Raw genomic sequence first — 23,945 nt, 5'->3', positions numbered from 1 at the left:
ACGCAGACATGATCCGTAGTATGACCGCTTATGCCCGACGTGAAATCAAGGGCGACTGGGGCAGCGCAGCGTGGGAACTCCGCTCGGTGAACCAACGTTATCTCGAAACCTACATCCGTCTGCCAGAGCAGTTCCGCAGCCTCGAACCGGTGATCCGCGAGCGTCTTCGCTCCCGCCTGACCCGTGGGAAAGTCGAATGTAACCTGCGTTTTGATCTCGACCCAAGCGCGCAAAGCACCCTGCAATTGAATGAAAAGCTGGCTAAACAGCTGGTTGCGGCCGCCCAATGGGTAAAAATGCAGAGCGACGAAGGCGAAATCAATCCGCTGGAAGTCCTGCGCTGGCCGGGCGTAATGCTGGCCGAAGAGCAAGATTTAGATGCGATCAGCAATGAACTGCTGGTTGCGCTGGAAACTGCCATCGACGATTTCATCACCGCCCGCGAAAGCGAAGGCGCCGCCCTGAAGACGCTGATTGAAACGCGCCTCGACGGCGTTAGTGCTGAAGTGGTTAAAGTGCGCGCCCAGATGCCAAATGTTCTGCAATGGCAGCGCGAGCGTCTGGTCAGCAAACTGGAAGATGCGCAAGTTCAGCTGGAAAACACCCGTCTGGAGCAGGAACTGGTGTTAATGGCTCAGCGCGTAGACGTGGCAGAAGAGCTGGACCGCCTTGATGCGCATGTAAAAGAAACGCATAAAATCCTCAAAAAGGAAGAAGCCGTCGGCCGCCGTCTGGACTTCATGATGCAAGAGTTCAACCGCGAATCAAACACGCTGGCTTCCAAATCCATCAATTCTGACGTCACCACCTCAGCCATCGAGCTGAAAGTGCTGATCGAGCAAATGCGCGAGCAGATTCAGAATATTGAGTAATGCTCGAAACGCATCGCAAAGCCCTCAAAGCCCGCATAGAGTCGGGCTTTTTTGTTTTTTACTGACTACCAGAACACAACCTACCCTTTGAACTGATAAGCATGGAGCGAGTATTGGTCAGCAAAAGAGTTAGCTAAACTGCTCAATTACTCAAAATATCCGTATTTTATCCCTGTGTTGGAGCGTGCCTAGGATGCGTATTTAAACAGCGCCATGATGTTGGTGACCATTTCGAAAATGCCCTCGGTATGGTCAAAAACTAGGTCAGAGGCTCAAGGAGAACTTAAAGACGTCAGCCTTCGCGAGATGCATGCTAAATAAACTCATTTCGATGTAGATTGAAAGGCTAGGCATTAATCGAATTTGAGTCTAACCCAATGCCGGAGAGCAGCTTCAAACAAATAGAATCAGCCTCAAAACACGCGAATAAAAAAATCACCAGACATCTCAATATAGCTAAAATCTCACCCAACTAAAAACCATTACTTTTCCGCCTAATAATTTCATTATCATTACGTTACTATTAAAAATCTAATTGATTTTTAACGCGATAGTTTTTTACCTACCCAAGTCGGTTGCCTTGCTCTTCAAGTCAAGCTACTTTAGGGTAAGGTCTGTACTATTAGCCAAATATTACGTTTAGATAAGGGTGCGTTATGGATAACTACTGGGATAAGAATAGATTTTCAAATTACTTTCTTACTATGGCTAATCTTGAAGCAAACAAATTAGTAAACATAGCCAGTACGATTTCTCTTGTTCATCTGAAAGATGGAATTCTCAGAATGAAGTTCCGCGATGAAGTTCGCGACTATGCCACACTGCAACTAAACACCATCCGTTCATCAACCAATGATGAACAATGCCAAGAGTGTATCCAGAACCTTAAACTCGAATCCGAGAATCTTTCTATTCAGGACAGGATGTTGCGGACAGGCCAAGCCACGATTTCATCTTCTGTAAAATTTTATCACGATAATGAAAAAATCATTGGCTATGTCATTGATGGGATAGGTGTCGTGCTAAGTGGCTTACAAATCATAGCCGGAGCAGGCTTGCTGGTCGGTTCTGCGGCGACGGGCAATGTCATAGGCGTTGTCGCAGGTTCAGCGTTAATGATGAATGGTGTCGGTTCAGGAATAGAAGGGATAAGTAAGTTAAGGGGAGTGCAAAATCCCGCAAACCCAGTAAGAGACGCATATGAAGATGTAGCGGAATTTTTAGGGTTTGATCAGCGACTAGGATTACTAGCTTACCAAGTGGTTGATTTAACGACTTCTTACTATGGTATTTTCAAGCTCACATTGAAGCCAGAAGCTTGGAGACTTTTCAAATACCTTCCGACAGATCACTATCGCAAAGTACAAGTAATGAGTAAGCCAGCTCTCGCTATAAATGGTGCTGGTGCCGCCGTTAAAGGAGCTGGGATAAGTATGAATCTCTATCAAATTCAAAATAACCCATCTCAAAATTAGTTATTTGTCTTTTTTATAAATCTATAAGATTTCCAAGATAAATTTAATGGCGTTACAAAATAAATAACCAAAACGCCAAATACTAAAGCGATAAGATATGAAATGGCACTCGATTTGTCAGCATTAAAAATCCCGTAAAAACCAATCAGTGCCAATAAAACCAACCCAATGATACCGCCCCAAAAACGCCTGCTTAAATCAATAACCAAACTTTGGAGGGTATCTTTTTGGGATTCATCTTTTTTAATGATATTTTTAAGCTTGCCAATATCCTTGGCAGAAAAACCATGATCTAGAAGTTTTTTCTCATAATCGTTCATTGATTTCATCCCGAGTCCATTTACGATATATATCATAAATATAACACACTTTATTAATGACATACCACCAGACGGTTCCCTAAAGAGAACCGAGAGATTTAAGATTAATAGATAGGAGTGAACACTCCTATTGGCTCTGTATTATTCAAGAATAATTCTTCGGTCTGGAAATGAATCTATTCAATCTAGCAAAAAGCCCGCTTTCGCGGGCTTTTTCATATCTACAGCTTGGGCTTGATTAGTTTTCCCAGCGTTTCAGCAGCACGCAGGCGTTAACACCGCCGAAGCCGAAACCGTTGGAGAGCGCGTAATTGATCGCGTATGGCAGAGCTTTGTTGCCGACGATATTCAAACCTTCGGCTGCCGGGTCTTTATTGTCCAGGTTCAGCGTTGGTGGCACGATCTGGTCACGAATGGCCAGAATGGTGAAAATCGTCTCAAGGCCGCCCGCTGCGCCCAGCAAGTGGCCAGTTGCAGATTTAGTCGAGGTTACCGCCAGCTTGCCGTCGGTGCCGAACAGGGTTTTGATGGCGTTGATTTCACCGAGGTCGCCCACCGGGGTCGAGGTCGCGTGCGCATTCAAGTGCTGGATATCAGATGGCTGCAAACCTGCCTGACGCAGAGCAATTTTCATCGCGCGGCCAGCACCGTTGCCGTCTTCAGCGCCGGATGTCATGTGGTATGCATCACCGCTGGTGCCGTAACCGACGATTTCTGCCAGAATTTTCGCGCCGCGGGCTTTCGCGTGCTCCAGTTCTTCGATAACCAGCATGCCTGCGCCTTCGCCCATCACGAAACCATCACGCGCGCTATCAAACGGGCGAGAGGCTTTTTCAGGATGGTCGGTATGGCCGGAAGACATCGCTTTGGCTGCCGCAAAACCACCCAAGCTTACGGTGTCGATGGCAGCTTCTGCGCCACCGCAAAGTGCCACGTCTGCTTCATCGTTACGAATCAGACGCACAGCATCGCCGATAGCCTGAACCCCAGCGGCGCAAGCCGTTACCGGCGCGCCAATTGGGCCTTTAAACTGATGTTTAATCGATACTTGACCAGACGCTAAGTTCACCAAGAATGAAGGAATGGTGAAAGGCGACAAGCGTTTTGCACCACGGCTGTCATTTACGCGAACCGCGTTAGCAATCGCCGGGAAGCCGCCGATACCTGAACCGATAATGGTTGCAGTACGCTCTTGCTGCTCGGCGGTTTCTGCTTTCCAGCCGGAGTCTGCAATGGCTTTATCAGCCGCTGCCATTGCGAAAAGAATGAAACGGTCCATTTTTTTCTGGTCTTTAGGCAAGACTGATTCATCGGGATCAAAGCCTGATTCCGGGTCCTGCTCTTTCGTTAAGACCTGACCGCCAATTTTTACAGACAGGGTTTCTACGATTTCATCTGGTAAAACGCGGATGCCTGACTGACCAGCCAGTAAACGCTTCCAGATGGTTTCAATGTCGCAGCCAAGAGGACTCACAGCCCCCATGCCGGTAATAACCACTCGACGATGAGTCATAAAACGTTCCTCTTTCGTTCTTAAAGTTCATATTGCCTAGCCAGCTTTTTACCACAAACCAGCCTCGGCGGGATTATTGTCACCTTGGGTGACAGTATGTGATGAATTACGATTTTGTAAACTCGTAACCTGAAAATTTTTGTATCCTTTCTTAATTCGCAAGGCTGCGCAGCACCATACTTGTGATTGCGATCACGCGTTCTTCCAGCTGCTCGGGCGTTTTCTGCTCAAGCATCAATGGGTGGGAGAACGGCGTCATCACGCTGGTTATCGCCAGACAGACTTCATCTAAAGGTGTCTTGCGCTCAAACTCTCCAGACTCGCGGCCATCTGTCACCACTTGCTGAACAATGCTGTAAAGCTCCGCGCGATGGTTAAGGGCAGATTTCCAATGCTGGGCTGCAGCTACGGCGGCAATGTCATGCAACTTTCTGTCTTCAAAGAACAGATCCAGGCTTTTCGTCATCAAGGCTTTGAAGATGGTGCGTAACCGCAAAGTGGCAGTTTGGTCGCTGTCAGCAATTTCGCGCAATGCCAGCCCAATCTGCCCTACGCGCTGGGAGCAGACCGCCTCACCAATCGCCTGTTTTGATTCGAAAAACTTGTAAATATAGGCACTTGAGACACCAATCGCCTTAGCCAAGTCGGCCACCGAGGTTTTGGCATATCCAAAATGACGAAAATGGTCAAAAGCAGCATTGATTATCTGCTCACGTCTTTCATGTTCAGCTGGTCCGCGCTGCGTTAACGCAACTGGATTTTCAGGTTTCATGCATTCCTCCAGACGAGCATGTCAGTAACTCAAGGCAACACCAAACATCAATGTTATGAGTGATGATTTTTAATAATCGTAACCTGCACAGCGACTTTGCGCTACCGGTAAAGTGCAAAAGGCACTATGGAAGTTGATTGAAGGGGGATTAGGTCAGCCTATCGGGATAAAATTTCGATTTATTATTTCTAATGTGAAAATGGACCAATCTTTGTGTATCCTTTTAAAGAAAGGGATTATCTGTGCGTACGGATTATTTTTTATAATCCGATGAGCCATTTGTCAGAAAAACTCAATCGCTCAAACAATCAAACCTCTCTACTCTGAGCGCCGACCCACACTTCACCTTTTTAAGACCAGCGAAAACTATGTTGCTTACCGTTCTCTATATCATTGGTATTACAGCCGAAGCGATGACAGGTGCTCTAGCGGCCGGACGTCGCAAAATGGATACCTTTGGCGTCATTATTATTGCTGCGGCGACCGCCATTGGCGGCGGTTCGGTCCGTGACATGCTGCTTGGCCACTACCCGCTGGGCTGGGTGAAGCATCCTGAGTACATTGTGATTGTGGCGGCAGCGGCACTGCTGACAACTTTCCTCGCGCCGCTGATGCGTCATCTCCGTCGGCTGTTCTTGGTATTAGACGCCCTTGGCTTAGTGGTCTTTTCTATTATAGGTACCCAAGTCGCTCTCGATATGGGGCATGGTGCCATCATAGCCTCGGTGTGTGCGGTGATAACCGGCGTCTTCGGCGGCGTACTGCGCGATATGATGTGCAACCAGATCCCGCTGGTTTTCCAAAAAGAGATTTATGCCGGTATCTCCTTCGCGTCGGCTTGGATATACATCGGTTTGCAGTACTTCTCTTTGCCACACAATTTGGTGGTAATTATCACCCTGCTGGTTGGCTTTATTGCCCGTCTGATCGCCCTGCGTTTTCGTCTGGGGCTGCCGGTATTTAACTATCCGCATTCCGATCACTGAGAAACCCAACTCAATTGCTATTCGGGCATACCTGTTAAATCAAAGGCAGGTATGCGCTGTTGGCCCAGAAACTCAGCCAACTCTTGGACGTCTGGGTGATGGATGAACGCTGAAATATCCCCGACTCTCTTTTTGCCAATCCCCACCGATTTTTGCCAACCTTCTGCCGTCAGGCTTTCAACTTCCCGCCAGTGCTTCTGAGTTGCAGCCACGTTCAGTGCAAAGGTAGGAAAACCAATAGCCGAAAGCCACTGCCTGAAGGTTTTCTGTTTAGCGAGTTGCAACTCAGCATAAATGTTCTGCCCCTGCTTCGGACCTAGCCCAGGCGTTGCAGCAATGCTCTCAGGCGTCAGACTCAACCAATCTGCCAAATCCGTCACTTTCTTATCATTCATCAGTGACCGCCAAGTGGCCTCCCCCAGCCCTCTCAATTTTAAGGCGTTCGGGCCACTCAGCCATGTGAGGCGAGATAGGAATTGCTGCTCGCAGCTCGCCGTGGGTTTAAAGCAGGTGAGCGGCGTGTAATCGTTCATGAGGATGGCATCTGAGTTAGGCCGCTGCTTCACCCGCCAAACAACCTTCTCCAGCACGGGTATACCCTGCCCGGCCAGAACAATAGAAACGTGGTCGCCCGGCGCGAGATCCCACTCCCGAAGCTTCTGTGGAGAACCAATACTGACTTTCGTCACCCTTTTATCATCAAGCTTTATCGCTTTGAGACGCACGATCACCGTCAGTTTGCCTCGCCTGCCGACCAGCGTTTCAATACTCCTGATTTCGGCAAGCTGGGCCTCGGGCGGGTATTTCCAGGCAATTGCCCAGTCTGCCGTATTATTTTTCCAATAGCGGCCAGCGGGTTCTTGCCCCTGCCTCACCACCACGCCGTCTGTGACAAAAGGCAAAGGCTGGTTGAACCATACCTCTCGCCAGCGAGCTATATCCTGAGAGGTGCTCACTGGCTTGGAAAAGGATTCCGCGAGAGGGAAACCTAATTTTGTCAGCTCGCTGAGCCTTGCCTCCATTGTTTTCGGCCCATCCGGCCAAGACCAGATGAACAGTCCCAACTGGCTTAAGGTCGCTGATGGAGAATGGCGCATCATGGCACCCGCGACTTTCGAGCGAGCATTCACACCTCCCGACTCTTTCTGTTGATGACCGTTCATCAGCAGAAACAGCTCACCTTGCAGAGTCAACTGTTCGCGGGTGTCGGCAATCTTCGGCAAAATAGCGGGAATAAATGCCGCTTTGGATGTCCAGTTCTGCCCCATCAGGCCATCGCCACGGCTCATTAGAGAAACCAGCTTTCCTTTCTGGTAAACCAAAGTCACAGCAACACCGTCTATTTTCGGCTGCACCCAAAGGTCTTGACGACTAATGATCCAGCGAGCCAGAGCCGATTCGTCGCGCAGCTTCTTCAATCCGGTATGAGCAAAAGGATGCTGAATCAGAGGGCTTGAGGCTGAAGAGGCGTCGCGCGGTGGGTTAGCCTCAGAGAGTGGCCGGCCCGCGCATCGCAGCCAGTCACTCTGCTTATGGCGCAAACTGTCGTAGGTCGCGTCGTCTATCTGGCTCTGCCCGTATTGGTGATAACGCGTATCCCAATGCAATAGCTGCGCGGTCAGCGCCTGAGTTTCGAGGTCTAATCGTGACTGAGGCCAGTCTGGGCAACTGGCAAAACTCTGGGTTGGCAGAAAACACAGCAAGAGCAGCAATTTAACTATCCGGCGCATCGGCACCTCCTTATAGGCCTGACTTAAGCCCAGTGAGTAGATACCGAACTGCTTTGTCCCGCCATCGCCGATGAATAAGCTTGCGATATGCATTCCTGACATTCGATTTTGTTGCTGCAACAGGAAAAAATTTTGGAATCCATCGTGGAAAAATGACTTTTAGCGCTGTTTTATCCACAGATGTTGCGATGAAATACGTCTCAACGCTGCACCAGAAGCGGCTAGCGTGTATACTGTGCGGAAGATCACTCTTCGCACACTTCCTATCAACCTATTCAGTTGAAACGTCATCATGGTCCAAGGCACGCTATATATTATCTCCGCACCCAGTGGAGCAGGTAAATCAAGTCTGATTCAGGCTTTGCTGAAAACTCAGCCTCTTTACGATACTCAAGTTTCCATTTCCCATACGACTCGCGCAGTTCGCCCGGGAGAGAAACATGCAGAACACTATTTCTTCGTCTCGAAAGAAGAATTCTGCGAGATGATCGCTAAAGAAGCTTTCCTCGAACACGCTGAAGTTTTCGGTAACTACTACGGAACCTCGCGCGAAGCGATTGAGCAAGTTCTGGCATCAGGCGTTGACGTGTTTTTGGACATCGACTGGCAAGGCGCGCAGCAAATTCGTAAAAAGATGCCGCAAGCGCGCAGCATTTTTGTATTGCCGCCGTCGAAAGACGAACTGGATCGCCGCCTGCGTGGCCGCGGACAGGATAGCGAAGAAGTCATTGCTAAACGTATGGCGCAAGCCGTCGCGGAAATGACCCACTTTGCTGAGTACGACTATTTAATTGTGAACGATGATTTTGATCTGGCTTTATCGGATTTAAAAACCATTATTCGCGCCGAACGTCTGCGTCTGAGCCGTCAAAAGCTTCGCCATGACGGATTAATCACCAAACTATTGGCAGACTGAAGTCACTTTCAGTATTATGCCCAGTCTTTCGTCACCCTGTGGAGTAGCACATATATGGCACGCGTAACTGTTCAAGACGCTGTAGAGAAAATTGGTAACCGTTTTGACCTGGTGTTGGTGGCTGCTCGTCGCGCACGCCAGCTGCAATCTGGTGGTAAAGATCCACTGGTCGCTGAAGAAAACGATAAATACACTGTTATTGCCCTACGTGAAATCGAAGAAGGTTTGATTACTAATCAGATCCTCGACGTTCGCGATCGTCAGGAGCAACAAGAGCAGGAAGCCGCAGAGATTCAGGCAGTGACTGCCATCGCTGAAGGCCGTCGTTAATTAACGAAACGGATCTCACTTGTACATCTTTGAAAGCCTGAATCAACTGATTCAAAAATACCTGCCAGAGGAGCAAATCAAGCGCCTCGTGCAGGCTTACCTCGTCGCGCGGGACGCGCACGAGGGGCAGACTCGCTCGAGCGGTGAACCTTACATTACTCACCCGGTAGCGGTAGCCTGTATTTTGGCTGAAATGAGGCTCGACCACGAGACTCTGATGGCGGCGTTATTACATGACGTCATCGAAGACACGCCTGCGACATACCAGGATATGGAGCAACTGTTCGGCAAAAGCGTTGCCGAACTGGTCGAAGGCGTTTCAAAGCTGGACAAGCTGAAGTTCCAAGATAAGAAAGAAGCGCAGGCGGAAAACTTCCGCAAAATGATCATGGCGATGGTGCAAGACATCCGCGTCATTCTGATCAAACTCGCCGACCGTACCCATAACATGCGCACGCTGGGCTCTTTGCGCCCGGATAAACGTCGCCGTATTGCCCGCGAAACGCTGGAAATTTACAGCCCGCTGGCACACCGTTTGGGTATTCACCATCTGAAAACTGAGCTCGAAGAGCTAGGTTTTGAAGCCCTGTATCCAAACCGTTATCGCGTCATTAAAGAAGTGGTGAAAGCCGCTCGCGGTAATCGTAAAGAGATGATTCAGAAGATACTTTCTGAAATTGAAGGGCGTCTGACCGAGGCCGGAATTCAGTGTCGGGTGAGTGGTCGCGAAAAGCACCTCTATTCTATCTACTGCAAGATGCACCTGAAAGAGCAGCGTTTTCATTCCATCATGGATATCTATGCTTTTCGGGTCATCGTCAAAGAACTCGACACCTGCTACCGCGTGTTAGGCCAGGCTCATAGCCTGTACAAACCGCGTCCGGGCCGAGTCAAAGATTACATCGCCATTCCAAAAGCCAACGGCTATCAATCTCTGCATACTTCACTCATTGGCCCCCACGGCGTGCCGGTTGAAGTGCAAATCCGTACCGAAGATATGGACCAGATGGCCGAAATGGGTGTTGCCGCTCACTGGGCCTACAAAGAGAATGGTGAAAATAGCACGACGGCGCAGATCCGCGCCCAGCGCTGGCTGCAAAGCCTGCTTGAGCTCCAGCAAAGTGCCGGTAACTCATTCGAATTCATTGAAAGCGTAAAATCAGACCTGTTCCCTGATGAAATTTACGTCTTCACCCCAGAAGGCCGCATTGTTGAACTGCCTGCTGGCGCGACGCCTGTCGACTTCGCCTACGCAGTTCACACTGACATCGGCCACGCCTGTGTCGGTGCGCGCGTCGACAGACAGCCTTACCCGCTTTCGCAACCACTGACCAGCGGCCAGACTATCGAGATCATTACGGCACCTGGCGCGCGTCCTAATGCGGCATGGTTAAACTTTGTGGTGAGCTCTCGCGCTCGCGCCAAAATCCGCCAAATGCTCAAGAACTTGAAACGTGATGACTCCGTTTCACTGGGTCGCCGGTTGCTCAATCACGCATTGGGTAGTGGTAAAAAGATTTCCGACCTGCCTCCAGAAAACATCAAAAACGAGCTGGATCGCATGAAGCTCACCGCGATGGATGACCTGCTGGCTGAAATCGGCTTGGGTAATGCCATGAGCGTGGTTGTTGCCAAAAATCTCATGGGCGACCAGTCGTCTATGGCGAGCAGCGGCACGCGCAATCTGCCAATCAAAGGCGCAGATGGCGTACTGATCACCTTCGCGAAGTGCTGCCGCCCTATTCCTGGCGACCCGATTATTGCCCACGTCAGCCCGGGTAAAGGTCTCGTTATTCACCACGAATCCTGCCGTAACATTCGCGGATACCAGAAAGAGCCTGAGAAATTCATGGCTGTAGATTGGGATGACCAAGAAACAGACCAAGAGTTTATCGCGGAAATCAAAGTTGATATGTTCAATCATCAGGGCGCGCTGGCGAACCTGACGGCTGCTATCAATGCTGCCCAGTCGAACATTCAGAGTCTGAGTACCGAAGAAAAAGATGGCCGGGTTTACAGCGCCTTTATTCGCCTGACGACCCGCGACCGCGTGCATCTGGCAAATATCATGCGCAAAATCCGTATCATGCCGGATGTGATTAAAGTCAGCCGTAATCGAAACTAGCCGTCATGACTCCTGAACGTTATGCGCGCATCTGCGAAATGCTTGCAGCCCGGCAGCCAGACCTGACGGTATGCATGGAAGAAGTGCATAAGCCGCATAACATCGCTGCGGTTATCCGCACGGCAGATGCCGTTGGCGTTCACGAAGTCCACGCGGTTTGGCCCTCAAGTCGCATGCGTACGCTGGTTTCCTCCGCTGCAGGAAGTAACAGCTGGGTGCAGGTGAAAACTCACCAAACCATTGAATCCGCCGTCGCCAAAATGAAAGCCAAAGGGATGCAAGTGCTGGCCACTCACCTTTCCGACAAAGCGGTAGACTTTCGCACCATCGACTACACTCGCCCGACCTGCATTCTGCTCGGTCAGGAAAAAACCGGTATCAGCCCCGAAGCCTTAGCATTAGCTGATAGCGATATCGTTATCCCCATGGTGGGCATGGTTCAGTCGCTGAATGTCTCCGTCGCCTCTGCACTCATCCTGTATGAAGCACAGCGCCAGCGGCAAAATGCCGGGATGTATCAGCGTGAAATCAGTCCGTTAGCTCACAAAGAGCAGCAGCGCCTGCTTTTTGAGGGGGGTTATCCTGTATTATCTAACGTCGCGAAACGCAAAAAACTTCCTCGCCCGTTGATCGACGAAACCGGGCAAATCGTGGCTGATGACGAATGGTGGTCCGCAATGCAAATGACGGTTAAAAGAAGATGAAGGGCCGCCTGCTCGATGCCATCCTTTTGACGTCGCTTTCCGGCGTTGGGGCTAGTCAGGCTGATAAGCTGGCTAAACTTGGCCTCGAAACCATTCAGGACTTACTGCTCCACCTTCCCCTACGCTATGAAGATCGCACCCGCCTCTATGCCATCAATGACCTGCTTCCGGGCATTTTTGCGACCATAGAAGGGGAAGTATTGCGCAGCGACATCAGCTTTGGCCGACGCCGAATGCTGACCTGCCAGATTAGTGACGGCACGGGCATGGTCACTTTGCGTTTCTTCAATTTCAATGCGGCGATGAAAAACAGCCTCGCTCCCGGAAGGCGCGTTACCGCCTATGGCGAGATAAAACGCGGCACCATCGGCGCAGAAATCATTCACCCTGAATATCGTATTCAGGGCGAAAACAGCGAAGTGGTTCTGCAAGAGTCTCTGACGCCGGTCTACCCGACGACGGAAGGTATCCGCCAGGCAACTCTGCGTAAGCTTACCGATCAAGCCCTTGAGCTGCTTGATACCGTGCCGATTGCCGAACTGCTGCCTGAAGAACTCAGCCGGACGCTGATTTCTCTGCCGAAAGCCCTGCATCTTCTGCACCGGCCGCCCCCAGATATTCAGTTAGCCGATTTGGAAAAAGGCCAGCACCCCGCGCAGCGCAGGCTGATTATGGAGGAGTTACTCGCTCATAACCTCAGCATGCTCGCCGTCCGGGCCGGCACTCAAAGCTATAAAGCCTTGCCGCTTAAGCACGATGACCGCCTGAAAGATAAGTTTTTGGCTTCGCTGCCTTTCAGCCCTACCGGCGCGCAGCAGCGCGTGGTGGCCGAAATCGAACAGGACTTAGCCAAAAACTACCCGATGATGCGATTGGTTCAGGGCGACGTTGGCTCGGGTAAAACGCTGGTTGCCGCACTGGCCGCGCTCTGCGCCATTGCGCAAGGTAAACAGGTTGGGCTGATGGCGCCGACGGAGCTGCTGGCCGAACAGCATGCCAATAACTTCCGCCAGTGGTTTGAACCGCTGGGTATTAAGGTGGGTTGGCTCGCCGGAAAGCAGAAAGGCAAAGCCCGCCAGGCTCAGCAAGAGGCTATCGCCAGCGGCGAAGTCTCCATGGTCGTCGGCACGCACGCCATATTTCAAGAGCAGGTACTCTTCTCCTCTCTCGCCTTAGTGATTATCGATGAGCAGCACCGTTTCGGGGTTCATCAACGTCTGGCGCTGTGGGAAAAAGGCAAACAGCAGGGATTCCACCCGCACCAGCTAATCATGACCGCCACGCCCATCCCGCGAACGCTGGCGATGACTGCCTATGCCGACCTTGATACCTCCGTCATCGACGAACTGCCGCCGGGCCGAACGCCGGTGACCACGGTCGCCATTCCAGACACTCGCCGCAGCGATATCATTGCGCGGGTGAAAAGCGCCTGTGAGCAGGAAAATCGTCAGGCTTACTGGGTGTGTACGCTGATTGAAGAGTCGGAAATGCTGGAAGCCCAGGCTGCCGAAGCGACGTGGGAAGGCTTAAAAGAAGCCCTGCCCGAACTAAAAATTGGGCTGGTTCATGGGCGAATGAAAGCTCAAGAAAAACAGGCGGTAATGCTGGCTTTCAAGCAGGGCGAAGTGCAATTACTGGTCGCCACCACGGTGATTGAAGTAGGGGTTGATGTACCAAATGCCAGCCTGATGATTATTGAGAACCCTGAGCGACTAGGTCTGGCGCAGCTTCACCAGTTGCGCGGGCGCGTCGGCCGTGGCGCTGTCGCCTCGCACTGTGTGCTGCTGTATAAAACGCCGCTGAGCAAAACGGCGCAGATTCGCCTGCAAGTGCTGCGCGATAGCAACGACGGCTTTGTGATTGCTCAACAAGATTTAGAAATTCGTGGGCCGGGCGAGTTACTGGGCACCCGACAAACCGGCAGTGCAGAGTTTAAAGTAGCGGATTTACTGCGCGATCAGGCGATGATCCCCGAGGTACAGCGCATTGCGCGTTATCTACAACAGCAGTTCCCGCAGCATGCACACGCGCTGATTGAGCGCTGGCTGCCTGAAAGAGTGCGCTACACCAACGCCTAGATGAGTTAAGTACCGTCCCTGGCACTCAATCACATCACGCCACGCTTGGGAAAATAGGCAGCAGTAAGAACAGCTTGATGACAATCGCGTTCGCGATATCAATAAAGAATGCTCCCACCATTGGAACCACCAGAAACGCCAAATGCGACGGGCCAAAACGGTTGGTGATCGCCTGCATGTTGGCGATCGCGGTCGGCGTTGCTCCCAGCCCAAAGCCACAGTGTCCCGCCGCCAGTACCGCCGCGTCGTAGTTGCGCCCCATCACTCTGTAGGTCACAAAAATCGCGTACAGCGCCATCGACAGAGTCTGAACGCCGAGGATTGCCATCATCGGCAGCGCCAACGACGCCATCTCCCACAACTTCAAACTCATCAAAGCCATCGCAAGGAACAGCGAAAGGCTGACGTTACCCAGTACGGAAACCGCGCGGTCGAAGACGCGATAGAACCCCAGCCAGGCCAGCAAATTACTAAGAATCACGCCAACAAACAGCACGCAAACAAACGTTGGGATCTCGAACGCCGAGCCTTGCAGCAGCTTGGAAACGTGAGTGCCCGCCGTCAGGCAGATAGCAATCAGGGCAATGGTTTCCAGCAGCACCATTGAGCTTATCATCCGCCCGACGGCCGGTTTTTCGAATGCGCTAGGGTCAGCCGCGTCGTCCGGCGTGCCGTTGGGTGTCGAAGAGTGGCTCACCAGATAGCGCGCTACCGGGCCGCCAATAATGCCGCCCAGCACTAAACCGAAGGTGGCGCAGGCCATCGCGACTTCGGTGGCATTCTCAAAGCCATATTTCTCTACGAACAGCTTGCTCCACGCCGCCCCCGTTCCGTGCCCGCCGGAAAGGGTGATAGAGCCAGCCAGCAGGCCCATCAGCGGGTCGAGACCGAGCAGTTTCGCCATGCCAATGCCGATGGCGTTTTGCAGCAGCAGTAACCCGAGCACCACGAATACCAGCAAGGCCAATGCCTTACCTCCCGCCCGCAAACTCGCAAGGTTGGCATTCAGGCCGATGGTGGCGAAGAAGGCCAACATCAGCGGTTCTTTCAACGACATATCAAAACTCACTTCCCAATCAAACAGTTGGTTAGCAAGTAAAAGTAAGAAAGCCACCAGCAAACCGCCCGCAACGGGTTCGGGAATGGTGTACTTTTTAAGGAAAGAGATTGATTGGACGCACTTACGGCCTAAAAGGAGGACTAACGTCGCGGCAACGAGCGTGCCATAGGTATCGAGATGAATCATTGAAATGCTCCATGTGTGCAAAAATCCATAATTATTATTGAGTTATAAGAACTCCGGATCGCTGTTGTTTTCTTGAGAGGGAATTAGAAGTCAGATAGGCAATTCAGTGCAAGAAAAACAGTGTCGACGTGCGACGAGAATTAGCGTTTTCTCTCAAAAATTTGGTTTCGCAATCGATTGCTTTTGGAAAGGTTTTCATGAAAAATGCCCGCTTTGCCGCTTAATGGACGCCCAAATCATGAGTACGCAATCTGCCGAGACAGACGCACAGCACGCCGAACTTTCCCGCCCACAGCACAGTGAACTGATTTATCGCCTTGAAGATCGCCCGCCGCTGCCGCAAACCCTGTTTGCCGCCTGTCAGCACTTATTGGCGATGTTCGTGGCCGTAATCACCCCCGCGCTGCTTATTTGTCAGGCACTCGGCCTGCCGGCGCAGGATACTCAGCACATTATTAGCATGTCGCTGTTTGCATCCGGCCTCGCATCCATTTTGCAAATTAAAACCTGGGGGCCGGTCGGCTCTGGGCTGCTCTCCATTCAGGGCACCAGCTTTAACTTTGTCGCGCCGTTAATCATGGGCGGTATGGCGTTGAAAAACGGCGGCGCGGATGTCCCAACCATGATGGCGGCGCTGTTCGGCACCCTAATGGTGGCGTCCTGCACCGAAATCATTCTTTCCCGCTTCCTGCATCTGGCCCGCCGGGTGATCACGCCCCTGGTGTCGGGCATTGTAGTAATGATTATCGGCCTGTCGCTGATTCAAGTTGGCCTGACGTCAATTGGTGGCGGCTACGCGGCGATGAACGATCACACCTTTGGCGCGCCGAAGAACTTGCTGCTGGCCGCCGTGGTTCTGGTCGTAATTATCCTGCTCAACCGCCAGAAAAACCCTTACCTGCGCGTCGCCTCGCTGGTGATCGCAATGGCCGTGGGCTACGTCGCCGCGTGGTTGATGGGCATGCTGCCAGCCTCGGCTCCGGCGACACAGACCAATCTGGTTACGCTGCCGACCCCGCTGTACTACGGGCTGGGCTTCGACTGGAACTTACTGATTCCTTTGATGCTGATTTTCATGGTGACCTCGCTGGAAACCATCGGCGACATTACCGCCACCTCTGACGTTTCCGAGCAGCCGGTCAGCGGCCCGCTGTATATGAAGCGCATCAAAGGCGGCGTATTAGCCAATGGCCTGAACTCGATGCTTTCAGCCGTGTTCAACACCTTCCCTAACTCCTGCTTCGGCCAGAACAACGGCGTGATTCAGTTAACCGGCGTTGCCAGTCGCTATGTCGGGTTTGTGGTGGCATTGATGCTGATCGCGCTGGGGCTGTTCCCCGCCGTGGCGGGCTTTGTGCAGCATATTCCTGAGCCGGTGCTGGGCGGCGCGACCATCGTGATGTTCGGTACCATCGCGGCATCCGGTGTGCGCATTGTTTCCCGCGAGCGCCTGAATCGCCGGGCGATTATGATCATGGCGCTCTCTTTGGCCGTCGGCATGGGCGTTTCCCAGCAGCCGCTGATTTTGCAATTCGCCCCGGACTGGCTGAAAACCCTGCTCTCCTCGGGTATTGCGGCTGGCGGCATTACCGCCATTGTGCTGAACCTGATTTTTCCGCACGAAAAATAAACATCCGCTGTAACCCCTGTAACTGCGGCGAGAGGTCTGGAACCCTCGCCGCATTTTCTTGTCTCTGTCATGCTAACCTATTGAGAAAGGCCACTGTTTACGGCATAAACAAGGTACTCTTACACTCCTTTCCCGACGGATACGGATTTAGACGATGAAATTTATCGGTAAAGTTTTGCTGACATTAGTCCTGCTGTTGGTGCTGGCGGTTGTGCTGCTCTATGTGCTGTTGCAAACGCGCTGGGCGGCGACGCAAGTCAGCCAATGGATCACTGGCAACAGTAACTACCACCTATCAGTCGGAAAAATAGACCACGGCTGGTCAGAACCAGGCCGCATTGTGCTCAATGATGTGACATTAGGGGCCAAAAACCAGCCGGACGCGCTGAATGCGGCACAGGTAAATCTCGACCTGAGCTGGCGCCAAATCACCGATCCCAAATTCTTCGATCGCATTACGCTCATCAACGGGCGTCTCAATCTCAACCCTTCCGCGTTGAATTTGCCGATTCAGGCCAACACGCTTCAGTTGAGCAAAATGGCGCTGGTCGGTGATGTGAACGACTGGGAAATTGATGGCCAAAAAGTGAATGCTGGCATCTATCCTTGGCAGCCCAAGGCCGGTCGCGTGCTTGGCGAAAATGCCGAGTTCCAGCTTAGTGCCTCTGCGCTGACCCTCAACGGCATTCCTGCTGAAAACATTCTGGTTCAAGGTCAGATTAACAATAATCAACTCACGCTGAACAACTTCGGCGGCGACTTGGCTCGCGGCCAGTTAACCGGCAAGGCAAGCCGAGCGGCAGATGGCAGTTGGACTATCGACAACGTGCGTTTGAGCAATGTCCGCCTGCAAACCGCCGAGCCGCTGTCGGTGTTCTTACAAGACGCCCACAAGTTACCAAAAGTCAGTATTAAGCGTTTTGACCTGATTGATGCTCGCCTGCAAGGGCAAGACTGGGCGTTTAGCGATGTCGACCTTTCAGTGAAAGATGTCAATCTGCAAGACGGTGACTGGCAGAGCGAAGATGGTGAAATCTCACTCAACGCCACCGAGATGATTAATGGCAGTCTGCATGTCATCGACCCGTTAGTGAATTTGGACCTTTCGCCGCAGGGCATCGCCATTCGCCAAGTGAGCGGGCGCTGGGAAGGCGGCCTGCTGCGCACTACCGGCAGCTGGACTCGCGCCAACAAGCGCTTACAGTTAGATGAACTGACGGTTGCCGCGCTGGAATACACTTTGCCGCAAAACTGGCGCCAGCTTTGGCTGCAAACCCTGCCGTCTTGGCTGTCCGAGGTGTATGTCGGCAAGTTGATGACTAACCGCAATCTGATCATCGATATTTCGCCGCAGTTCCCCTTCCAGCTCACCGCGCTCGACGGCTACGGCAGCGATTTACTTCTGGCGCGTAACCACGAGTGGGGCATCTGGTCCGGCAAGCTCAACCTTAATGCCAGCGACGCAACCTTCAATAAAGTCGACGTTCGTCGGCCGTCTCTGGCACTGGAAGCCGCAGACAATCAGGTCAAAATCACCGAAATGAGCGCCTTCACTAAAGAAGGTCTGCTGGAAGCCACGGGCAACGTTGACCAACAGCCGCAGCGCAATTTCTCCCTCAATCTGACAGGGCGCGCCGTGCCGTCGAACGTGTTAGAAAACTGGGGATGGCCTCACCTGACGCTAGAGGGCAATGCTAACTTGCAGCTCAATCTGCAAGGGCAGCTTCCGGCGAATGTCGATTTCAAACCGACGCTCAACGGCAAGCTTCACGCCCTCAGCGCCGATGGCAAGCAAATCGACCAGCAAATGAGTCAGGGAATAGTAGCAGGCAGTAACTGAAAGACTTCCAGTCACTTACACCCGTAAGTGACTGGAATGATTGAAGTGCCCAAGGCAGGCGCGGCTCGCAGGATGACGGTTATCAGTTGATCTGCGGCTCGAGTGGAGCATCAGGTGACGCCGGTAAAACGAGATAGGTCCCTTCAAAAATTGCTCCGTTAGGCTCATCGCCTAACAGATTCACTTCCAACTGAACGCGGGCCCTGCGCCCCTTCGCCAGCCGGTCGAGATCGCCACTGATAGAGCTGAGGTCGGCGATGGCGCGCGGACGGCCGGTGACTGGCGCGCTGTAGCGAATATGGGCATCGGCCAGAACAATGGTTCCCCCCAAGTGGCGCTCGCGTAGCAGCAACCAGATTAACCCCCAGCCGGTCAGCGTCGCCAATGAGAACAGGCTACCGGCGAACAGCGTATGGTGCGGATTCTGATTCCCTGCTTCCGGCATGGTGGTGACAAAGCGCTGGCCAGTGTACTGGCTAATGCGCACACCCATTTTCTCACTCAGCGGAATATGGTCATACCAAGCTTGTTGCAACTGCCCGCACCAGTCGGGGCGGTGCAGAATGTCGTCCAACGTCTCAATCGGTTTGATCATCAAGAAGTGGCGCACTGGCGTGGTCTGCGGGGTAGTAATTTCCCCCTGGTTAACGAAACCCAGTTTGGCAAAGAATGCCTCAGCGTCTTCGCGCGCACTACACACCACGCGCTTCACTCCCTCCTGACGAGCAACGGACTCCAGCGTCATCGCCACCAGCGTCCCTAAGCCTTTGCCTTGGACGTTCGGGTCTACGGCCAGAAAGCGAATTGACGCCTCGTTATCCGCATTAATATACAAACGCCCCACGGCCACGGTGTTGCCGTGCTCATCCACCACCATTTGGTGGTGTGCCATGGCGTCATAGGCATCACGTTCTGAGCCTTCGGGCTGATGCAGCGGCTTACGCAACATCTCCCAGCGGAAGGAGTAATAAGCCGCCAGTTCTTTTTCGGTTACAGGAACTCTCAAATGATACATAGGTAGATTCTCTCCGGCGCGATGCCTTTTAAATCAGACTTGTAGCCAGAAGGTCACGGGTCCGTCATTCACCAGTGCCACTTTCATGTCGGCGGCGAAGCGCCCTGTTTCAGTCGGAATGCCTTTCTCCCTGCATTCCCCGCAGAAGTAGTCATACAGTCTTTCGGCTTCTTGAGGCACTGCGCCTCGCGAAAAGCCAGGGCGATTGCCCTTTTGGGTATCGGCCACCAGGGTGAATTGCGAAACCACTAGCAGGCTGCCCCCTGCCTGTTGCACGTTAAGGTTCATCTTGCCGTTCTCATCACTGAAGATACGGTATCCGATCACCTTATCGCACAGTTTTTTTGCCTTTTGCTCATCGTCACCCTGTTCGACACCCAGCAAAATCAGTAATCCTGGCCCAATCTCACCGCAAACTTCGCCATCAACCGTCACGCTGGCATTCAGCACGTGTTGAATTAATGCAATCATAAAAATCCTTTCGTGTTACGCCATTAGGGTTCTTTGATATTTAAAGCCGCGGTGTCCGAAGTGCGCAGTTTGCGCAGTGAGCGGTATTCACCCAGCGTGACGGTGATCTCCGCCCCCAGCAGCACAATACACCAGCTCACATAGACCCATAGGAACAAGATCGGAATCACCGCCAGCACGCCATAAATCAGCTGATAAGAGGGGAAAAGCTGGATATAGAGCGCAAACACCTTCTTGCCTAGCTCAAATAATATGCCTGAGACCAAAGCGCCGATTAACGCGTCTTTTGGCGGCACGCGCACCGTCGGGACGACCTGATAAAGCAGCCAGAAGGAGATCCACGAAATCAGCAGAGGCAACACGCGCAGCACGCGGTCAATCACCGAATGCACGTCCGTCACGTTGCTCAGCCAGTTGAGTGAGAGCAGGTAGGAGCTGATAGCCACGCTGGCCACCAGCAGGATTGGGCCGAGGGTCAGCACCATCCAGTAGACGGCAAAGGAGAAGACGATCGGGCGTTTGTTTTTGCTGTCCCAAATCTTATTCAGCACGCTGTCCACCGAGGCGATCAGCAGCAGCGCGGTGATAATCAGCCCACAGGTACCGACGGCGGTCATTTTGCTGGAGTTGGCGACAAACTGCTCGAGGTAGCGCTGGATCACGTCGCCGGTGGCGGGCATGAAATTATTGAAAATAAAGGCTTTAAGCTGCTCGCTTATCTCGGAGAATACTGGGAAAAGGGCGAACAGCGAGAAGACCACTGCGATTAATGGCACCAATGAGAGCAGCGAAACGTAGGCCAGATGGCCCGCCAGTAACGTCAGGCCATCCTTATCGGCACGCTTAAGCAGCAGGTGTACAAAATGCCCGCCAGCTTTTACTCGACGCCACAGTACTCTCATCCATGCTCCGCGTTAGAAAACCAGGTTGGTACGGTTTTTTTGTCTTCCACCAGCACGGCTGTGATACCGACAGACTGCGCGGACTCGACGTTTTCGAGCACGTCGTCGAAGAACACCGCCTCGCTGGCGTTAACGCCTTCTTTATTCAGCACGTATTCGAAAATGCGAGTTTCTGGCTTACGCATCCCTAAGTCTTGCGACAGATAAATAGCATCCGTATTTTCTGCGATTTCAGGGAAGTGTTTTGGCCAGTAGTCGAGATGCAGGCTATTGGTGTTAGACAGCACTACCACGCGATGGCCCTGCTGGCGCAGCGTTTTGAACAGCTCAATCACCTCTGGGCGCAGGCCAACGAAAACCGCGTGCCAGCCCGCGCTGAATTGCTCAAAGCTGAGCGCAATGCCCATTTCTTCGCACAGCGAGGTGGCGAACTCTTCGTCGCTGATTTCGCCGCGTTCGTGCTTCTTGAACACGTCGCCCATTGAAAATCTTTCATTGAGTATCGCCAAAGGCGTACCGCTGAGGTTGCTCCACACCCCAAGCACACGTTTGAAATCAATATCAATAATGACGTTTCCCATATCAAAAATGTACAGCATTGCACGCTCCTGATTTCAAAGATGATGCTTAACTTTAGCGGGAAAAGGGACGTATGAACAGGGAGTGAACCACAGGGTTGCGAGGTAAATTGAGTAAAAAACACAAAAAAAACAGGGCACCCAAAGGCGCCCTGTTCGATTGAAAACGTCTAGCGAGGAAGAAAATTAGCTTTCTTTAGGACCACGCATTGCACGTTTACGATCGTTCTCAGTCAGGTGACGTTTACGGATACGTACAGACTGAGGAGTCACTTCTACCAGTTCGTCATCATCGATGAATTCCAGAGCTTGCTCCAGAGACATTTTGATAGCAGGAACCAGGGTAGTTGCTTCGTCAGTACCGGACGCACGCATGTTGGTCAGCTTCTTACCGGTCAAGCAGTTGACGGTCAGGTCGTTAGAACGTGAGTGAATACCGATGATCTGGCCTTCATACACTTCTGCGCCGTGGCCCAGGAACAATTTGCCGCGGTCTTGCAGGCTGAACAGTGCGAACGCTACAGCTTTGCCCTGACCGTTAGAAATCAGAACGCCGTTCTGGCGCTGACCGATTTCACCCGGACGAACGTCGTCGTAGTGGCTGAAGGTGGAGTACAGCAGGCCAGTACCAGAAGTCATGGTCATGAACTCAGTACGGAAGCCGATCAGGCCACGCGCTGGGATCAGGTAATCCAGACGGATACGACCTTTGCCGTCAGGGATCATGTCCTTAACGTCGCCTTTACGCTCACCCATGGCTTGCATGACTGAACCCTGGTGCTGTTCTTCGATATCCAGCGTTACGTTTTCGAATGGCTCTTGTTTACGACCATCAATCATCTTGTTGATAACTTTTGGACGAGAAACAGCGATTTCGAAACCTTCACGACGCATGTTTTCAATCAGAACTGACAGGTGAAGTTCACCACGGCCAGATACGCGGAACGCATCAGCATCTTCAGTTTCTTCAACACGCAGTGCCACGTTGTGCACCAGTTCTTTGTTCAGACGGTCAAGAATCTGACGTGAAGTCACATACTTACCTTCTTTACCACAGAACGGAGAGGTGTTTACGTTGAAGTACATGGTAACGGTTGGTTCATCAACGCTCAGTGGAGTCAGCGCTTCGACGTTCTGTGGATCACAGATGGTGTCGGAGATGTTCAACTCGCCTAAGCCGGTGATAGCAATGATGTCGCCTGCTTCAGCCAGTTGAGTTTCGATACGCTCCAGACCCATGTGGCCCAGTACTTTACCGACTTTACCGTTACGGGTTTTGCCTTCGCTATCGATGATAGTGACTTGTTGGTTAGGCTTAACCACGCCGCGTTTGATACGGCCGATGCCGATAACGCCAACGTAGTTGTTGTAGTCCAGTTGAGAGATTTGCATCTGCAGTGGGCCGTCACGGTCAACTTTAGGTGCTTCAACGTGGTCTACGATTGCCTGGTACAGCGGGGTCATGTCTTCGGCCATATCAGCATGGTCGGTGCCCGCGATACCCATCAATGCAGATGCATAGATGATTGGGAAGTCGAGTTGCTCGTCAGTCGCGTCGAGGTTAACGAACAGGTCGAAGACCTGATCAACAACCCAGTCAGGACGTGCGCCCGGACGGTCAACTTTGTTGATTACCACGATCGGCTTCAGACCATTAGCGAATGCTTTTTTGGTCACGAAACGGGTTTGCGGCATTGGGCCATCCATTGCATCCACAACCAGCAGCACCGAGTCGACCATAGACATCACACGCTCTACCTCACCGCCGAAGTCGGCGTGTCCTGGGGTATCAACGATGTTGATGCGGTAGTCTTTCCAATTAATGGCGGTGTTTTTTGCGAGGATGGTAATCCCACGCTCTTTCTCCAAATCGTTGGAGTCCATTACGCGTTCAGTTGCTTCTACACGCTCTCCGAAAGTACCGGATTGTTGCAGCAACTTGTCGACCAGGGTGGTTTTACCATGGTCAACGTGGGCAATAATGGCGATGTTACGCAAATTTTCGATCACAGCTTTGCCTCAGGCATTAGAAATAGCGCGCTATTGTACACGTATTAAGCGAGGTTCTAAACAAGATCACAATGATCTTATCGAAACAACTCGATGATGGTTACTTTGTGATCCCTTTCACGGTGCAAACGGGCCTTTGCACTCGCTTGGCGCACCAAATTGGTGCTTCAGATCTGGCCACTAGCACCAAAAAGGTGCAAAAACTCCGTTATGGTGCATACTCAAAAGGTGCAAAAGCCCTTTAAAATGGCGTTGTTTGCATTTTCTCAAAGTTGGCACAGATTTCGCTATTACTTTTAAGGGTGAAAAAAGTCTTATCAGAGCTATTCCCCAGTACGTTGAAGTTGCCACCCAGGCGGCAACCTAAAATTACGCGGGATAAATAAAAGCTGTTTAGGCCACACGCCAGTTCCACTAGGGTTGTTGTTTACA

At 52.0% G+C, this 23,945-nt stretch carries 20 protein-coding genes; 10 read left to right on the top strand and 10 right to left on the bottom strand.

The features are described 5' to 3' along the window. The first annotated feature begins 8 nt into the window (after positions 1 to 8). Positions 9 to 872 carry a YicC/YloC family endoribonuclease gene (locus SBO83_RS20065; protein WP_034794491.1) on the top strand — a complete coding sequence of 288 codons (864 nt, stop codon included), beginning with the start codon at positions 9 to 11 and terminating at the stop codon, positions 870 to 872. A gap of 656 nt (positions 873 to 1,528) precedes the next feature. Next, positions 1,529 to 2,347 (top strand): DUF4225 domain-containing protein, encoded by an 819-nt coding sequence (locus SBO83_RS20060; protein ID WP_396132709.1) that lies wholly within the window; start codon positions 1,529 to 1,531, stop codon positions 2,345 to 2,347. On the opposite strand, the gene SBO83_RS20055 is transcribed toward SBO83_RS20060, so the two are convergent. From SBO83_RS20055 to SBO83_RS20045, 3 genes are all read right to left on the bottom strand, one after another. After that, positions 2,344 to 2,667, bottom strand: a complete 324-nt coding sequence (locus SBO83_RS20055; RefSeq protein ID WP_396132708.1) for a hypothetical protein — start codon at positions 2,665 to 2,667, stop codon at positions 2,344 to 2,346. The two genes, SBO83_RS20060 and SBO83_RS20055, sit on opposite strands and share 4 nt — an antisense overlap. 238 nt (positions 2,668 to 2,905) lie before the next feature. Continuing rightward, a complete protein-coding gene (gene fabF, locus SBO83_RS20050) occupies positions 2,906 to 4,180 on the bottom strand; it encodes a beta-ketoacyl-ACP synthase II (protein ID WP_034794488.1) in 1,275 nt (424 codons plus the stop codon). 151 nt (positions 4,181 to 4,331) lie between these two features. Then, positions 4,332 to 4,952: a TetR family transcriptional regulator gene (locus SBO83_RS20045; protein ID WP_396132707.1), complete on the bottom strand. Its 621-nt coding sequence runs from the start codon at positions 4,950 to 4,952 to the stop codon at positions 4,332 to 4,334. 368 nt (positions 4,953 to 5,320) lie between these two features. Between SBO83_RS20045 and SBO83_RS20040 the strand changes: the two genes are divergently transcribed. Beyond that, complete coding sequence (locus SBO83_RS20040; RefSeq protein WP_034794484.1) at positions 5,321 to 5,938, top strand: trimeric intracellular cation channel family protein; 618 nt, start codon at positions 5,321 to 5,323, stop codon at positions 5,936 to 5,938. Between the two features lie 17 nt (positions 5,939 to 5,955). Here the strand turns inward: SBO83_RS20040 and ligB are convergent, their stop codons facing one another. Next, positions 5,956 to 7,761 (bottom strand): NAD-dependent DNA ligase LigB, encoded by a 1,806-nt coding sequence (gene ligB, locus SBO83_RS20035; protein ID WP_396132706.1) that lies wholly within the window; start codon positions 7,759 to 7,761, stop codon positions 5,956 to 5,958. A 199-nt stretch (positions 7,762 to 7,960) separates the two neighbouring features. Between ligB and gmk the strand changes: the two genes are divergently transcribed. The 5 genes from gmk to recG are packed head-to-tail and all read left to right on the top strand — an operon-like array spanning position 7,961 to position 13,821. Beyond that, on the top strand, positions 7,961 to 8,584 hold the full coding sequence (gmk, locus tag SBO83_RS20030; RefSeq protein WP_396132705.1) for a guanylate kinase: 624 nt from the start codon (positions 7,961 to 7,963) through the stop codon (positions 8,582 to 8,584). 54 nt (positions 8,585 to 8,638) lie between these two features. Next, positions 8,639 to 8,914 carry a DNA-directed RNA polymerase subunit omega gene (gene rpoZ / locus SBO83_RS20025; RefSeq protein ID WP_034794481.1) on the top strand — a complete coding sequence of 92 codons (276 nt, stop codon included), beginning with the start codon at positions 8,639 to 8,641 and terminating at the stop codon, positions 8,912 to 8,914. A 19-nt stretch (positions 8,915 to 8,933) separates the two neighbouring features. Beyond that, the gene (gene spoT / locus SBO83_RS20020; RefSeq protein ID WP_034794480.1) at positions 8,934 to 11,039 is read left to right on the top strand and encodes a bifunctional GTP diphosphokinase/guanosine-3',5'-bis pyrophosphate 3'-pyrophosphohydrolase; all 2,106 of its coding nucleotides are present in this window, start codon (positions 8,934 to 8,936) and stop codon (positions 11,037 to 11,039) included. A gap of 5 nt (positions 11,040 to 11,044) precedes the next feature. Beyond that, the gene (gene trmH / locus SBO83_RS20015) at positions 11,045 to 11,743 is read left to right on the top strand and encodes a tRNA (guanosine(18)-2'-O)-methyltransferase TrmH (protein ID WP_396132704.1); all 699 of its coding nucleotides are present in this window, start codon (positions 11,045 to 11,047) and stop codon (positions 11,741 to 11,743) included. Then, positions 11,740 to 13,821 carry an ATP-dependent DNA helicase RecG gene (gene recG, locus SBO83_RS20010; RefSeq protein ID WP_396132703.1) on the top strand — a complete coding sequence of 694 codons (2,082 nt, stop codon included), beginning with the start codon at positions 11,740 to 11,742 and terminating at the stop codon, positions 13,819 to 13,821. Before trmH ends, recG begins: the two co-directional genes overlap by 4 nt. A gap of 34 nt (positions 13,822 to 13,855) precedes the next feature. Here recG and gltS read toward each other — a convergent pair whose 3' ends face one another. Further along, the gene (gene gltS / locus SBO83_RS20005) at positions 13,856 to 15,067 is read right to left on the bottom strand and encodes a sodium/glutamate symporter (RefSeq protein ID WP_396132702.1); all 1,212 of its coding nucleotides are present in this window, start codon (positions 15,065 to 15,067) and stop codon (positions 13,856 to 13,858) included. A gap of 238 nt (positions 15,068 to 15,305) precedes the next feature. Here gltS and SBO83_RS20000 point away from each other — a divergent pair, with 238 nt between their 5' ends. Together SBO83_RS20000 and SBO83_RS19995 are read left to right on the top strand one after the other, a co-directional pair. Further along, entirely contained in the window at positions 15,306 to 16,697 is a 1,392-nt protein-coding gene (locus SBO83_RS20000) for a solute carrier family 23 protein (RefSeq protein WP_396132701.1), read from the top strand. 154 nt (positions 16,698 to 16,851) lie between these two features. Next, positions 16,852 to 18,537 carry an AsmA family protein gene (locus tag SBO83_RS19995; protein WP_396132700.1) on the top strand — a complete coding sequence of 562 codons (1,686 nt, stop codon included), beginning with the start codon at positions 16,852 to 16,854 and terminating at the stop codon, positions 18,535 to 18,537. 82 nt (positions 18,538 to 18,619) lie between these two features. Here SBO83_RS19995 and fabY read toward each other — a convergent pair whose 3' ends face one another. The 5 genes from fabY to typA form a co-directional block, all read right to left on the bottom strand. Next, on the bottom strand, positions 18,620 to 19,552 hold the full coding sequence (gene fabY / locus SBO83_RS19990) for a fatty acid biosynthesis protein FabY (RefSeq protein ID WP_353503803.1): 933 nt from the start codon (positions 19,550 to 19,552) through the stop codon (positions 18,620 to 18,622). Between the two features lie 33 nt (positions 19,553 to 19,585). Further along, a complete protein-coding gene (gene dtd / locus SBO83_RS19985; RefSeq protein WP_396132699.1) occupies positions 19,586 to 20,023 on the bottom strand; it encodes a D-aminoacyl-tRNA deacylase in 438 nt (145 codons plus the stop codon). Positions 20,024 to 20,046: 23 nt separating this feature from the next. Next, complete coding sequence (locus tag SBO83_RS19980) at positions 20,047 to 20,925, bottom strand: virulence factor BrkB family protein (protein ID WP_353503802.1); 879 nt, start codon at positions 20,923 to 20,925, stop codon at positions 20,047 to 20,049. Then, on the bottom strand, positions 20,922 to 21,524 hold the full coding sequence (yihX, locus tag SBO83_RS19975) for a glucose-1-phosphatase (RefSeq protein ID WP_396132698.1): 603 nt from the start codon (positions 21,522 to 21,524) through the stop codon (positions 20,922 to 20,924). Before yihX ends, SBO83_RS19980 begins: the two co-directional genes overlap by 4 nt. A gap of 165 nt (positions 21,525 to 21,689) precedes the next feature. Further along, on the bottom strand, positions 21,690 to 23,513 hold the full coding sequence (gene typA, locus SBO83_RS19970) for a ribosome-dependent GTPase TypA (protein ID WP_353503800.1): 1,824 nt from the start codon (positions 23,511 to 23,513) through the stop codon (positions 21,690 to 21,692). Positions 23,514 to 23,945 lie beyond the last annotated feature (432 nt).

This window comes from Ewingella allii, from assembly GCF_044430645.1.
Lineage (GTDB): Bacteria > Pseudomonadota > Gammaproteobacteria > Enterobacterales > Enterobacteriaceae > Ewingella > Ewingella allii.
Note: the sequence above shows the minus strand (reverse complement) of the source record. Positions and strands in the feature narration are given on the sequence as shown.